This is a genomic window from Pseudomonas sichuanensis (genome assembly GCF_024749065.1).
In the GTDB taxonomy this organism is placed as follows: Bacteria; Pseudomonadota; Gammaproteobacteria; order Pseudomonadales; family Pseudomonadaceae; genus Aquipseudomonas; species Aquipseudomonas sichuanensis.
This window is the reverse complement of sequence record NZ_CP087185.1, coordinates 4,837,889-4,851,222: the sequence shown is the minus strand read 5'-3', so window position 1 is coordinate 4,851,222 and position 13,334 is coordinate 4,837,889. Positions and strand designations below refer to the sequence as shown.

At 63.9% G+C, this 13,334-nt stretch carries 11 protein-coding genes; 1 reads left to right on the top strand and 10 read right to left on the bottom strand.

The window, feature by feature from the left end:
• Positions 1-456: 456 nt before the first annotated feature.
• The gene (locus LOY51_RS21920) at positions 457-2,040 is read left to right on the top strand and encodes a peptide chain release factor 3 (protein ID WP_125860125.1); all 1,584 of its coding nucleotides are present in this window, start codon (positions 457-459) and stop codon (positions 2,038-2,040) included.
• Positions 2,041-2,150: 110 nt separating this feature from the next.
• On the opposite strand, the gene LOY51_RS21915 is transcribed toward LOY51_RS21920, so the two are convergent.
• The 10 genes from LOY51_RS21915 to LOY51_RS21870 all read right to left on the bottom strand — a co-directional run bounded on the left by LOY51_RS21915 (position 2,151) and on the right by LOY51_RS21870 (position 13,294).
• Positions 2,151-3,230 (bottom strand): polyamine ABC transporter substrate-binding protein, encoded by a 1,080-nt coding sequence (locus LOY51_RS21915; RefSeq protein ID WP_110993476.1) that lies wholly within the window; start codon positions 3,228-3,230, stop codon positions 2,151-2,153.
• A gap of 52 nt (positions 3,231-3,282) precedes the next feature.
• The gene (locus tag LOY51_RS21910) at positions 3,283-3,624 is read right to left on the bottom strand and encodes a cupin domain-containing protein (protein WP_125465379.1); all 342 of its coding nucleotides are present in this window, start codon (positions 3,622-3,624) and stop codon (positions 3,283-3,285) included.
• 33 nt (positions 3,625-3,657) lie between these two features.
• Positions 3,658-5,064 (bottom strand): NAD(P)/FAD-dependent oxidoreductase, encoded by a 1,407-nt coding sequence (locus LOY51_RS21905; protein ID WP_258643035.1) that lies wholly within the window; start codon positions 5,062-5,064, stop codon positions 3,658-3,660.
• A gap of 64 nt (positions 5,065-5,128) precedes the next feature.
• On the bottom strand, positions 5,129-5,938 hold the full coding sequence (locus LOY51_RS21900) for a helix-turn-helix domain-containing protein (protein WP_258643033.1): 810 nt from the start codon (positions 5,936-5,938) through the stop codon (positions 5,129-5,131).
• Positions 5,939-6,293: 355 nt separating this feature from the next.
• Positions 6,294-7,262, bottom strand: coding sequence for a peptide ABC transporter ATP-binding protein (locus LOY51_RS21895; RefSeq protein WP_110993472.1), 969 nt, complete (start codon positions 7,260-7,262; stop codon positions 6,294-6,296).
• Positions 7,262-8,230 carry an ABC transporter ATP-binding protein gene (locus LOY51_RS21890; RefSeq protein WP_125860121.1) on the bottom strand — a complete coding sequence of 323 codons (969 nt, stop codon included), beginning with the start codon at positions 8,228-8,230 and terminating at the stop codon, positions 7,262-7,264. Before LOY51_RS21890 ends, LOY51_RS21895 begins: the two co-directional genes overlap by 1 nt.
• 10 nt (positions 8,231-8,240) lie before the next feature.
• Complete coding sequence (locus LOY51_RS21885) at positions 8,241-9,167, bottom strand: ABC transporter permease subunit (RefSeq protein WP_125465372.1); 927 nt, start codon at positions 9,165-9,167, stop codon at positions 8,241-8,243.
• Between the two features lie 10 nt (positions 9,168-9,177).
• Complete coding sequence (locus LOY51_RS21880) at positions 9,178-10,188, bottom strand: ABC transporter permease subunit (protein WP_125465371.1); 1,011 nt, start codon at positions 10,186-10,188, stop codon at positions 9,178-9,180.
• Positions 10,189-10,262: 74 nt separating this feature from the next.
• Positions 10,263-11,858: an ABC transporter substrate-binding protein gene (locus LOY51_RS21875; RefSeq protein WP_258643030.1), complete on the bottom strand. Its 1,596-nt coding sequence runs from the start codon at positions 11,856-11,858 to the stop codon at positions 10,263-10,265.
• Positions 11,859-11,929: 71 nt separating this feature from the next.
• Positions 11,930-13,294, bottom strand: a complete 1,365-nt coding sequence (locus LOY51_RS21870) for an OprD family porin (protein WP_125860117.1) — start codon at positions 13,292-13,294, stop codon at positions 11,930-11,932.
• Positions 13,295-13,334: the final 40 nt, after the last annotated feature.

Here is a 13,334-nt window from a genome sequence, read left to right as displayed (position 1 = left end):
GAAACCAATCCCCCAACCGAAGCGGGTTGCAGGGGAGTGGACGTCTCCGTGGGCGTAAAGGTTCCCATCTGAGGCGGCATTTGGCCAGTGTTAATCACTGGGGTGAAGGGATTCTGGCGAGAAAAAACAGCAGGTTAATGCGCTACAGGCGTTGAAATAACTGTGCTGTGGCCATTTGTCGTGATGAAGCGGTTGCCTGATGAATTTGCTGTGGCAGTGCCGGCCCTTTCGCGGGTAAACCCGCTCCCACAGGGTTCTGCATTGCCCTAGGCCTTGTGCGATAGCCATGCAGTACCTGAGCTCTCCACCGACCTCAGGCCGAGTGCAGTACCTGTGGGAGCGGGTTCACCCGCGAAAGGGCCGGAACAGGTGCCGCTGGTTCCGCAAATTTTGGTCTAGGACCAACTTCAGGTATGATACGGCCCCTTTTTTAATCCCCCAGTCAGGCGATTTCCCATGACCAACCAGGCCGCCGAAGTCGCGAAACGCCGCACTTTCGCAATCATTTCCCACCCCGACGCCGGTAAGACCACCATCACCGAGAAGCTCCTGCTGATGGGCAAGGCGATCTCCGTCGCGGGCACCGTGAAGTCGCGCAAGTCCGACCGCCACGCCACCTCCGACTGGATGGAAATGGAGAAGCAGCGCGGCATCTCCATCACCACCTCGGTGATGCAGTTCCCCTACCGCGAGCACATGATCAACCTGCTCGACACCCCCGGCCACGAAGACTTCTCGGAAGACACCTACCGCACCCTGACCGCGGTGGACTCGGCGCTGATGGTGCTCGACGGCGGTAAGGGTGTAGAGCCGCGCACCATCGCCCTGATGGACGTCTGCCGCCTGCGCGATACGCCCATCGTCAGCTTCATCAACAAACTCGACCGTGATATCCGCGACCCGATCGAGCTGCTCGACGAAATCGAGGCAGTACTTAAGATCAAGGCCGCGCCGATCACCTGGCCGATCGGTTGCTACCGCGACTTCAAGGGTGTGTACCACCTGGCGGGCGACTACATCATCGTCTACACCCCAGGCCACGGCCACGAGCGTACCGCGGTGAAGATCATCGAAAAGCTCGACTCCGATGAAGCCCGCGCGCACCTGGGTGACGAATACGAGCGCTTCCTCGAGCAACTGGAGCTGGTGCAGGGCGCCTGCCACGAGTTCGACCAGGACGAGTTCATCAACGGCCAGCTCACCCCGGTGTTCTTTGGTACCGCATTGGGCAACTTCGGTGTCGACCATGTGCTCGACGCGGTGGTCGACTGGGCGCCGCGCCCGTTGGCACGTGTGGCCCACGAGCGTACCGTGGAGCCGGTGGAAGAGAAATTCTCGGGCTTCGTGTTCAAGATCCAGGCGAACATGGACCCGAAGCACCGCGACCGTATCGCCTTCATGCGCATCTGCTCGGGCAAGTACGAAAAGGGCATGAAGATGCGCCACGTACGCACCGGCAAGGACCTGCGCATCGGCGATGCGCTGACCTTCTTCTCCTCCGAGCGTGAACAGCTCGACGAGGCCTTCGCCGGCGACATCATCGGCCTGCACAACCACGGCACCATTCAGATCGGCGACACCTTCACCGAAGGCGAGGCGCTGGGCTTTACCGGTATCCCGCACTTCGCCCCGGAGCTGTTCCGCCGCGTGCGCCTGAAGGACCCGCTGAAATCCAAGCAGCTGCGCCAGGGCCTGCAGCAGTTGGCCGAAGAGGGTGCGACCCAGGTGTTCTTCCCCCAGCGCAGCAACGACATCATCCTGGGTGCGGTCGGTGTGCTGCAGTTCGATGTGGTCGCCAGCCGTTTGAAGGAAGAGTACAAGGTCGAGTGCGCCTACGAGCCCATCACCGTGTGGTCGGCGCGCTGGATCAGCTGCGATGACAAGAAGAAGCTCGAGGACTTCCAGAACAAGGCCATGGAGAACCTGGCCATCGACGGCGGTGGGCACCTGACCTACCTGGCGCCGACCCGAGTCAACCTGTCGCTGATGGAAGAGCGCTGGCCGGATGTGAAGTTCCGCGCGACCCGCGAGCACCACTGACAGCAGCGACAAGTTTCAAGTTGCAAGCTACAAGCTACAAGAAGAAGCGGGCCCGAATTGGCCCGTTTCTTCTTGCCGCTTGCAGCTTGAGACTTTGCAACTGACGAATGTCAGTTGCCTGCTTTTATGCTGGTCCAGATTCGCGTCCTGATGCGGTCAATCTTCGCCGGCATCGCCTCCAGGGCATACAGCTTGCCCATCACATCCTCGCTCGGGTAGATCATCGTGTTGCCCTTGATGGCCGGGTCCACCTTCGCGTCGGCCTGCTGGTTGCCATTGGCGTACTGCACGAAGTTGCTGATGCCCGCCATCACCTCAGGCTGCAACAGGTAGTTCATGTAGGCGTAGCCGGCTTTTTCGTCCGGCGCATCGGCCGGCATGGCGACCATGTCGAACCACAACGGCGCGCCTTCCTTGGGGATCGAATACCCCACCTTCACCCCGTTCTTCGCCTCTTCGGCGCGGTTTTTCGCCTGCAGCACGTCGCCCGAGAAACCCACCACCACGCACACATCGCCATTGGCCAGGTCGCCGGTGTACTTCGATGAGTGGAAGTAGCTGATGTACGGGCGCACTTTCATCAGCAGCGCCTTGGCCTTGTCGTAGTCGGCCGGGTCCTGGCTGTGCTGCGGCAAGCCCAGGTAATGCAGGGCGATCGGCAGCAGTTCGGGGCCGTTGTCCAGCACCGCCACGCCGCAGCTTTTCAGCTTGCCGATGTACTCGGGCTTGAAGATCAGGTCCCAGGAATCGACCGGGGCGTTGTCGCCCAGTACCGCCTTGACCTTGTCGATGTTGTAGCCGATGCCGGTGCTGCCCCACAGGTACGGGAAACCGTACTGGTTGCCCGGGTCGTTGACTTCCAGGGCCTTGAGCAGCACCGGGTTGAGGTTCTTCCAGTTGGGCAACTGCGACTTGTCCAGCTTCTTCAGGGCCTTGCCCTGGATCTGCCGGGCCATGAAGTGGTTGGAGGGGAACACCACGTCGTAGCCGGAGTTGCCGGTCATCAGCTTGCCGTCGAGGGTCTCGTTGCTGTCGAACACGTCGTAGGTCGGCACGATGCCACTGGCCTGCTGGAAGTTCTTCAAGGTGTCGGGGGCGATGTAGCTCGACCAGTTGTAGATCTTCACCGAGTCGGCGGCACTGGCCACGCTGGCGGCCAGCATCAGGGGAGCGAGAAGGAGCGTGCGCATGTCGGGGTTACCTTGCTTTGTCTGTTGTTATCGAAGGCAGGCGATCAGCGGATCAGAAGATCAGAACGTAGGTCTTGCGCACGGTCTCCTGGATGTCCCAGGTGCCGACGCTGTTGGCCGGTAGCATCAGTGCGTCTCCGGCTTCTATGACCAGGGGCTCGCCACCGTCGGGGGTGAAGGTGCAACGGCCCTTGATGAAATGGCAGAACTCCTGTTGCACGATCTGCCGCCGCCAGCGCCCGGGGGTGCATTCCCAGATGCCGGTCTCGACCCCGTCGCTGCGTTCGACGCAGGTGACCGAGGTGACGGCGACCGGCTCGCCGAGGGGCACGGCGACCGGGTTGCAGCTCTGCAGGATGGCGCTGTCGGTGTGCTTGAACTGGGTGATGCTCATGACCGGTGGATCCTGTTGTTGTGGAGGGGGAAGTCAGTGCATGAAGCCTTCCATGAAGTCGGCCAGCCCACTGGCCAGGCGCCGCCGCCAGGGGGCGCTGGCCGGGCTGGCGAGGGTCCGGTCCTCGTGGACGAAACTCTGGATGATTGCGTTGTAGCCCAGCCAGCGGCATGGCTCGGGCGGCCAGCTGGCCAGGCTGGCCAGCGGGCGGTTGTCGTGTACCCAGGGCTGTGCGGTGAGGGCGTTGTGCTGGCCGAGGATCAGCGCCGCCAGGGTGCGCCCGCCGAGGTTGGTGGCACCGACGCCTTCGCCGCCGTAGCCGCCCGACAGCGCGACGCCACGCTGGCGGTCGCAGAGCATGTGCGGCCTGAAGCGTCGGGCCATGCCCAGGTTGCCGCCCCAGGAATGGGTGATGCGCACGTGCTTGAGTTGCGGGAACAGCTCGCCGAACAGGTAGCGACGCAGTTCGACTTCGCTGTCGGTGAGGGTGAAATCTTCGCGTAGCCGGCCGCCGAAGCGGTAGCCGCCGCGGGCGCCGAACACCAGGCGGTTATCGGCGCTGCGCTGGCCGTAGGTGACCTGGCGGCTGTTTTCGCTGAAGGCCTGCCCCTGGCTCAGGCCGATCTGCTCCCAGGTCGATTCCGGCAGCGGTTCGGTGGCCACCAGCAAGCTCTGCACGGGCAACTGATGGCGCCCGAGCGGCGGCAGGCTGGCGGCATAGCCCTCCACTGCCGGCACGACCCAGTGGCTGCGGATGCGCGCCAAGGGTGTGCGTACCTCACCGGTTTGCCAGTCGATGGCCGGGGTGTTTTCGTAGATGGGCACACCCAGGTTTTCCACTGCTCGGGCCAGCCCGCGCACCAGCTTGGCCGGCTGGATGGTCGCGGTGTGCGGGCTGAAGATCGCGCCGTAGGGGTTGCTGATGCGCAGGTGCGCATCCAGCTGCTCGGGGCGCAGCCAGTGGTAGTCGTCCTCGGTCATGCCCTGGCGATACAGGTCGTCCAGCCATGCGCGCAGGCTGCGCTCCTGCTCCGGGTAGCGGGCTGCACAGTAGAGCACGCCGCCCTTGCGGTAGTCGCAGTCGATGCCTTCGCGCTGCAGCACGCTGTGCACTTCGTCAGGGACGCCGTGCAGCAGGTCGATGCTGGCGCGGCGCTGTTGCGGTGACAGGCTGGCCAGCAGGCGGTCCTCGCCCAGCAGGTTGCCCATCAGCCAGCCACCGTTGCGCCCGGAGGCACCGAAGCCGGCGATATTGGCCTCGATCACCGCGATGTTCAGCTGCGGGGCCTGGCGCTTGAGGTAGTAGGCGGTCCACAGCCCGGTGTAGCCGGCGCCGATGATGCACACATCCAGATCCAGGTCTGCGCGCAGTGCCGGGCGTGCGCACAGCGGCTCTTCGAGCTGGTCCATCCACAGGCTGATCGTGCGCAGGGGTTGCATCGGGTCGGGCTCCACATCCGTCTTGGTCTGTGGGCGATCCTATTAGTGCGCTGCGATGGCTGTCTTACGTGCGTGCACGCAGGGAAATTTGCTTGAGGTAGGCCTTGGGCGACAGCCCGGTGTGTTCGCGGAAGCACTTGTAGAACGCCGACAGCGAGTTGAACCCGGCATTGAACGCCAGCTGGTCGATAGGGGCTTCGGCGCTGCCGTTGTCCAGGCCGGCCATCAGGTATTGCAGGCGCGCCTGGTTGACGTAGCGGTAGAAGCTCTGGCCCAGCACCTGGTTGAGCAGGTAGGAAATCTGGTTGCGGCTGTAGCCGCTTTCATCGGCCACTTGTTGCAGGTCCAGCTCGGGGTCCAGGTAGGGGCGCTGGTGATTGAAGTAGTGCTCCAGGTCCTGGGCCATGGTCGACAGCTGGCGCGGCGACAGGCCCAGGCGGCTGGTGGCCGGGCGCGGGCCGCCTGTCTGGCTGCCTTTGGCGTGCTGGCGCACCAGTGTTGCGTATTCGTTGATCCGCCAGATCAACCCGTCCTTGACCGTGATCGCCTCGCTGGACTGGAACGCCACCAGCCCTTCGCCCCCTTGCACGGTGACCTGGTACTGGATGAACGCGGTGCAGCCGTCGACGCGAATGCGGTCGCTGTGGACGATGTCCTCGCCGGCCTCATGGGGCAGGCAGGCGCGCACGTAGTCGCGCAGCTCATCATGGCCGAGCACGCGGTTCTGGAAGAAGTCGTGGTACTGGATATCCGGGTGGTACAGCGCCATCACCCCGTCCAGGTCGCGATGCTTCCAGCACAGGTGGTAGCGCATGACGGTGTCGGCGGTGAGCGGGGTTTGCCCAGGGCCGTCGGGGAGGGGGGTCGAGGTCATGGCAGCGATAGTGCATTGGCCCGCTTGCGGGTGACAAGGCCAGGCATTGCAGAACGCCTTCGGGGCCAAGCGGTGATCCGGCATTTTGCACGGCGAATCAAAGCGGCTTAACAGCTAAGGCCTTGTTTCATATGGATGTCATTTTTTGACACAACTGGCATGAGCGCTGCACGGACCTTGGTAGACCACGAACGAGGAGAAGCATCATGCGCTCGATACTGCTGTGGATGATCGGTGTGCCGATTCCGGTGATCATCCTGATCTGGTTCTTTATGCATTGAGAAAATCGCGGGGCAAGCCCGCTCCCACGAGGCCTGTGCGGGCTCGTGGGAGCGGGCTTGCCCCGCGATGACGTTTACAGGAACTGCTCGGCGTAGTGGCAGGCCACCTGCCGCGTACCCACTTGCCTCAGCGCCGGCACCTCCTTGGCGCAACGCTCGGTGGCATACGGGCAACGCTTGTGGAACGCGCAGCCATCCGGCGGATTCAGCGGGTTGGGCAGTTCACCGGCAATGCGGATCTTCGGCTTCAGCGGGTCCGGATGGATCGCTGGCGTCGCCGACAACAGTGCCTGGGTGTACGGATGCAGGGGCTTCTCGTAGATATCCTCCTTCGGCCCCATCTCCGCCGGCCGGCCCAGGTACATCACCAGCACCTGGTCAGCCACATGGCGCACCACCGCCAGGTTGTGGGAGATGAACACGTAGGCGGTGTTGAACTCCTTCTGTAGGTCCATGAACAGGTTCAGTACCTGGGCCTGGATCGACACGTCGAGCGCCGAGGTCGGCTCATCCGCCACCAGCACCTTGGGCTGCAGCATCATCGCCCGGGCCAGGGCGATGCGCTGGCGCTGACCACCGGAAAACATGTGCGGGTAGCGCTGGTAGTGCTCGGGGCGCAGGCCCACCTGCTCCATCATCTTCTGCACTTTTTCGCGGCGCTCGGCTTTGCTCAGCGAGGTGTTGATCAGCAGTGGCTCGGCCAACTGGTCACCGATCTTCTGCCGCGGGTTGAGCGAGGCGTAAGGGCTTTGGAACACCATCTGCACATCGCGGCGCAGCTGCTTGCGCTCGGCCTTGCCGGCGCCGTTGACCTCGGTGCCGGCGATCTGCAGCGAGCCGGACGACGGCTCCTCGATCAAGGTCAAGGCACGGGCCAGGGTCGACTTGCCGCATCCCGATTCGCCGACCACGGCCAGGGTCTTGCCAGCCTCCAGTTCGAACGACACGCCGTTCAGCGCGCGCACCAGGGCATGGCCCTTGAACAGGCCGCGGGACACTTCGTAGTGACGGGTCAGCTCACGGGCTGAAAGAACGACGGCCATCACGCCACCTCCTGGTTGAGCGGGTAGAAGCAACGCACCAGGCTATGGGCCTGTGGGTCGAGGGCGGGGCGTTGGCGGCGGCAGTTGTCCTGCACGTAAGGGCAGCGTGGCGACAACAGGCAACCCTGCGGGCGGTCGTAGCGGCCGGGAACGATGCCGGGCAGGGTGGCCAGGCGTTCGGCGCCGATACTGTGCTCGGGGATGGCCGCCAGCAGCGCTTCGCTGTAGGGGTGGGCAGGGATGTCGAAGAGTTCCGGCACCTGGCCGACCTCGACGGCTTGGCCTGCATACATCACACACACGCGTTTGGCGGTCTCGGCGACCACGGCCAGGTCGTGGGTGATCAGGATGAGCGCCATGTTGCGCTCTTTCTGCAGGTTGACCAGCAGCTCCATGATCTGCGCCTGGATGGTCACATCCAGCGCGGTGGTCGGTTCGTCGGCGATCAGCAGCTTGGGTTCACCGGCGATGGCCATGGCGATCGCCACCCGTTGGCTCATGCCCCCGGACAGTTGGTGCGGGTAGGCGTCCAGGCGGCTTTCGGCGCCCGGGATCTCGACTTTTTTCAGCAACTCCAGGGCCCGCTGGCGGGCGGCCTTGCCCTTGAGCCCGAGGTGCTGGCGCAGCACTTCCTCGATCTGGTAGCCCACGGTGTAACTGGGGTTGAGCGCGGTCATCGGGTCCTGGAAGACCATGGCGATGTCCTTGCCCACCACCTTGCGCCGTTGCCGGCCGCTGAGCTTGAGCATGTCGGTGCCATCGAAGGTGAGGGCATCGGCGGTGATGCGCCCGGGGGCGTCGATCAGCCCCATCAGGGCCATCATGGTGACCGATTTGCCGGAGCCGGACTCGCCGACGATGGCGAGGATCTCGCCGGCGTCCACGTTCAGGTCGAGGCCGTCCACCACCGGTACTGCATTGGCGTCGCCGAAGCGCACGTTCAGGTTGTTGATCTGCAACAGTGACATGGCGGTCTCCTCAGGCGGCGTTCTTGAGTTTCGGGTCCAGCGCATCGCGCAGGCCGTCGCCCATCAGGTTGATGGCCAGGACACTGAGCAGGATGGTCAGGCCGGGCAGGCTCACCACCCACCAGGCGCGCTCGATGTAGTCGCGCGCCGAGGCCAGCATGGTGCCCCACTCGGGGGTGGGCGGCTGCACGCCAAGGCCGAGGAAGCCCAGGGCGGCGGCGTCGAGGATTGCCGAGGAGAAACTCAAGGTGGCCTGCACGATCAGCGGGGCCATGCAGTTGGGCAGCACGGTGACGAACATCAGCCGTGGCAGGCTGGCGCCGGCCAGGCGTGCGGCGGTCACGTAGTCACGGTTCAGCTCGCCCATCACCGCGGCGCGGGTCAGGCGCACGTAGGACGGCAGCGAAACGATGGCGATGGCGATCACCGTGTTGATCAGGCCTGGGCCGAGGATGGCGACGATGGCCACGGCCAGCAGCAGCGAGGGCAGGGCGAGCATTACATCCATCAGGCGCATGATCGACGGGCCGAGAATCTGCGGGAAGAACCCGGCCAACAGGCCCAGCAGGATGCCGGGGATTAGCGACATCACCACCGACGACAGGCCAATCAGCAGCGACAGGCGTGCACCCTGGATAAGCCGTGAAAGCAGGTCGCGGCCCAGTTCGTCGGTGCCGAGGATGAACTGCCAGGTGCCGCCTTCGAGCCACACCGGTGGCGTGAGCAGGAAGTCGCGGTACTGCTCGCTGGGGTTGTGCGGTGCCACCCAGGGCGCGAACAGCGCGCAGAACACCACCAGGGTCATGAAGGCCAGGCCGGCAACCGCGCCTTTGTTGCGCGAGAAGGCCTGCCAGAACTCCTTGTAGGGCGAGGGGTAGAGCAAACTTTGGTCAACCGCGGCTGGCGGGGTGACGGATTTTGGAATCGGGCTGGTCATGACGAAGTCCTCAGCGCTGATGGCGGATGCGTGGGTTGACCAGGCCGTAGAGGATGTCCACGACGAAGTTGACCAGGATCACCAGGCAGGCGATCAGCAGAATGCCGTTCTGCACCACGGGGTAGTCACGGGCGCCGATGGCTTCGATCAGCCATTTGCCAATGCCCGGCCAGGAGAAGATGGTTTCGGTGAGCACGGCGCCGGCCAGCAGCGTGCCGACCTGCAGGCCGAACACGGTCAGTACCGGGATCAGGGCGTTGCGCAGGCCGTGGATGAACACCACGCGGGCGGGCGACAGGCCTTTGGCGCGGGCGGTGCGGATGTAATCCTCGCGCAGCACTTCGAGCATCGACGAGCGGGTCATGCGGGCGATCACCGCCAGCGGGATGGTGCCCAGCACGATGGCCGGCAGGATCAGGTGCATCAGCGCGTCCTTGAAGGCCCCTTCTTCGTCGCTGAGCAGGGTGTCGATGAGCATGAAGCCGGTCTTCGGCTCGATGTCGTACAGCAGGTCGATGCGCCCGGAGACTGGCGTCCAGCCCAGGCTCACGGAGAAGAACATGATGAGAATCAGGCCCCACCAGAAAATTGGCATGGAGTAGCCGGCCAGCGAGATGCCCATGACGCCGTGGTCGAACAGCGAACCGCGCTTGAGCGCGGCGATCACCCCGGCCAGCAGGCCGATGATGCCGGCGAACAGCAGGGCGGCAAAGGCCAGTTCGAGGGTCGCCGGGAACAGCGTGGTGAACTCGTGCCAGACGCTTTCGCGGGTGCGCAGCGACTCACCGAGATCGCCCTGGGCAAGCTTGCCGACGTAGTCCAGGTACTGCACCGGGAGCGGTTTGTTCAGGCCAAGGCGCTCCATGGCCTGGGCATGCATTTCGGGGTCGACCCTGCGTTCACCCATCATCACTTCGACGGGGTCGCCGGGGATCAGGCGTATGAGCGCGAAAGTCAGCAGGGTGATACCGAAGAAGGTCGGGATCAGCAGGCCCAGACGCCGGGCAATGAAACTCAACATGTTTGGGGTACCTCATCAGCCACTAAGGGCACAGCCGCCGGCTGCCTTGCAGATCGCCGGCGGTCGTTGTTGTTCTACTTCACCTTGGTGGTGGCGAAGTTATTGTTGGTCAGTGGGTTGATCACGTAGCCCTCGACGTTCTCGCGCATCGCAGTGAACATCTTCGGGTGGGCCATGCTGATCCACGGTTGGTCCTCATCGTACACCGCCAGCGCTTCGCTATAGAGTTTGGCGCGTTCGTCGTTGTCGATGGCTTCACGGGCGCGGGTGATCAACTGCTGGAACTTGGGGTTGCACCAGCGCGCATAGTTCTCGCCGGATTTTGCCGCATCGCAGCTGAGCAGCGGGCTGAGGAAGTTGTCCGGGTCGCCGTTGTCACCGGCCCAGCCGGTCGACACGAGGTCGGCCTCGCCGTTCTTGGCTCGGCGCAACATTTCGGCCCATTCCATCACGCGAATATCGAGCTTGATACCGACCTTGGCCAGGTCGGCCTGCAGCATTTCCGCTGACAGGCGTGGGTTGGGGTTGGTCGCGCCACCACCATTGCGGGTGAACAGCGTGATCACCGTGCCTTCCGGTACGCCGGCTTCCTTGAGCAGGGCGCGAGCCTTGTCCAGGTCGTGGGGCGGGTTCTGGTTGGCACTGTTGTAGCCGAGCATGCTCGGTGGATACGGGTTGACCCCTACCATCGCGTTGCCCTTGCCGAACAACTGGTCGACGTGGGGCTGGCGGTCGAAGGCCATGTTGATCGCCTTGCGCACGCGGACGTCGCTCAGGTACTTGTGCTCGGTGTTCATCGCGATGTAGCCGGTGACCAGCGCTTCGATCTCGACAACCTTGAGTTTCGGGTCGGCCTTGATCGAGGACACGTCGTCAGGCTTGGGGTACAGCGCCACCTGGCACTCGTTGGCACGCAGTTTTTGCAGGCGGACATTGCTGTCGGTGGCGATGGCGAAGATCAGAGCGTCGGCCGGTGGCTTGCCACGGAAGTAGTCCGGGTTGGGCTTGTAGCGGACCTGGGCATCCTTGTTGTAGCGCTGAAAGACGAACGGGCCGGTGCCGATGGGCTTGCTGTTGAGTTCGGCGGTTTTGCCGGCCTTGAGCAACTGGTCGCCGTATTCGGCGGAGTAGATCGAGGTGAAGGCCATGCCCAGGTCATGCAGGAAGGGTGCTTCCGGGCGGGTCAGGGTGATCACCACGGTGTGGTCGTCGGTCTTCTCCACCGATTTGAGCAGGTCCTTGAAGGCCATGCTCTCGAAATAGGGGTAGCCGACGCTGCTCTTGTCGTGCCACGGGTGGTCTGGCCTGAGCTGGCGGTTCAGGCTCCACAGCACGTCGTCGGCGTTGAAATCGCGGGTGGGGGTGAAGTAGTCGGTGCTGTGGAACTTCACGCCTTCGCGCAGGTGGAAGGTGTAGACCAGGCCGTCCGGGCTGATGTCCCAGTGGGTGGCCAGGGCCGGCTGGATATCCGTGGTGCCTGGCTTGAAGTCGACCAGGCGATTGAAGATGGTCTCGGCCGAGGCGTCGGCGGTGACGGCGGTGGTGTACTGGACAATGTCGAAGCCCTCGGGGCTGGCCTCGGTGCACACCACCAGCGGCTTGGCCGCAACGGTGGATGCAGCGCCCAGGATGACCGCTGCCAGGGCAGCGCGTAGCGGTAACGATTTCATGAAACCTCCCTGCAGTGCTATTCCAGCGTAGCCGCCACGGCCCGTGGGGAGTCGGGCCGTGGCGCCAGCGGTCAGAGGATGTTGAATGGAATGGTAGTGACCAGGCGGAACTCGTCGAGGCTGCCATCGCCCTGGGCCTTGCTGGCGCGGTGGGCGGTGTAGGTGGCACGGATGCTGGTGTCTTTCAGCGGGCCGCTCTGCACCGCGTAGCTGGTGCCGAAGCCCCACTCGTAGTGGGTTTCGCCGTCGAGGCCTTTCACGTCGTAGACGTTACCCTTGTAGTGGGTGCCGTCGATGCCCCAGCCGCGGGCGTTGTACAGGTTGAACTTGAGGCCCGGCACACCGTAGGGCGCCATGTTCAGCACATAGCTGATCTGCAGCGATTTCTCGTTGGGGCCGTTGAAGTCCGACAACAGCGAGTTGGCCAGGTAGATGCCGTTGGTTTCATGCAGGTAGTCGAAGTACTCGTTGCCATTCACCTGCTGCCACGACGCGCTCAGGGTGTGGGCCTGATGGGTCAGGCCGAACGACAGGCTGTAGGTGTCGTTGTCGATCTCGCCCATCTTCTTGCTGCCGGCGTCTACGGTCTTGTAGTAGTTCAAGCCGGTGGTCAGGCTCAGCACCGCGCTGTCGCCCAGCACATGGTTGGCGCCGAAGTAGTACTGATTCCAGAAGTCGTCGACCTTGGTGGCGTACAGGCTGGTACTCAGGCTTTTCAGCGGCTGGTAGTTGATACCGGCGGTGCTGGCGCGGTCGGTTTCCACGCCATTGCCGTATTCGCTGCGGAACTTGCTCAGGCTCTGCTCGGTACGTGGCGAGACGCGGTCGAAGGTGCCCAGGTCGAGCGACAGGTTGTCGAACTCGGCGCTGTGCAGGAAGGCACCCTGGAAGCTCGACGGCAGCGCGCGGTTGCCGATGTAGGCGATCATCGGGGTGTCGACCGCCTGGCGGCCGAGGGTGAGGGTGGTGTTGGACACCCGCGCCTTGACGTTGCCCAGGCCCATCTTGCTCCACTGGCCGATCACGTCGCCGTCGCTGTGGGTGAGCGTGCGGTTGTTGGGGCCGGCCACGGCGGCACGGCCGCGCTCCAGCGCCACGGCGTTGTAGGCGGCGGCCTCGACGGCGAAGCCCACGGTGCCCTCGGTGAAGCCAGAGCTGTAGTTGAGGATGGTGCCCTGCACCCAGTTGTCGCGGCTGTGGGTGGGTTTGCGAGTACCGTCGCTCTTGTAGTACTTCCACAGTGGCGCGCGGGTGGCGCGTTCGCGGGCATACCAGTTGCGGGTACTGCCGGACAGGCTCTGGCCGTCGATGAAGCCCTTGGCTTCGGCTTGCTCGCTGCTGGACTTGAGCGTGGTAGGGACGAAGTCCTGGCTCATCGGTTCGGCCTGGGCCAAGGCGCTGAAGGCGCCGATGGACAAGGCCAATGCGGTTTTCATGGTGCGTTTCAAAATCAAAGCTCCCTTTCTGTTCTTTTAG

What these genes read in the sequence shown, in the direction of transcription:
- LOY51_RS21895 (WP_110993472.1), bottom strand. Translation starts at nt 7,262, where the DNA reads ATGGCCGTCGTTCTTTCAGCCCGTGAGCTGACCCGTCACTACGAAGTG.
- LOY51_RS21900 (WP_258643033.1), bottom strand. Translation starts at nt 5,938, where the DNA reads ATGACCTCGACCCCCCTCCCCGACGGCCCTGGGCAAACCCCGCTCACC.
- LOY51_RS21905 (WP_258643035.1), bottom strand. Translation starts at nt 5,064, where the DNA reads ATGCAACCCCTGCGCACGATCAGCCTGTGGATGGACCAGCTCGAAGAG.
- LOY51_RS21915 (WP_110993476.1), bottom strand. Translation starts at nt 3,230, where the DNA reads ATGCGCACGCTCCTTCTCGCTCCCCTGATGCTGGCCGCCAGCGTGGCC.
- LOY51_RS21885 (WP_125465372.1), bottom strand. Translation starts at nt 9,167, where the DNA reads ATGACCAGCCCGATTCCAAAATCCGTCACCCCGCCAGCCGCGGTTGAC.
- LOY51_RS21870 (WP_125860117.1), bottom strand. Translation starts at nt 13,294, where the DNA reads ATGAAAACCGCATTGGCCTTGTCCATCGGCGCCTTCAGCGCCTTGGCC.
- LOY51_RS21875 (WP_258643030.1), bottom strand. Translation starts at nt 11,858, where the DNA reads ATGAAATCGTTACCGCTACGCGCTGCCCTGGCAGCGGTCATCCTGGGC.
- LOY51_RS21880 (WP_125465371.1), bottom strand. Translation starts at nt 10,188, where the DNA reads ATGTTGAGTTTCATTGCCCGGCGTCTGGGCCTGCTGATCCCGACCTTC.
- LOY51_RS21920 (WP_125860125.1), top strand. Translation starts at nt 457, where the DNA reads ATGACCAACCAGGCCGCCGAAGTCGCGAAACGCCGCACTTTCGCAATC.
- LOY51_RS21910 (WP_125465379.1), bottom strand. Translation starts at nt 3,624, where the DNA reads ATGAGCATCACCCAGTTCAAGCACACCGACAGCGCCATCCTGCAGAGC.
- LOY51_RS21890 (WP_125860121.1), bottom strand. Translation starts at nt 8,230, where the DNA reads ATGTCACTGTTGCAGATCAACAACCTGAACGTGCGCTTCGGCGACGCC.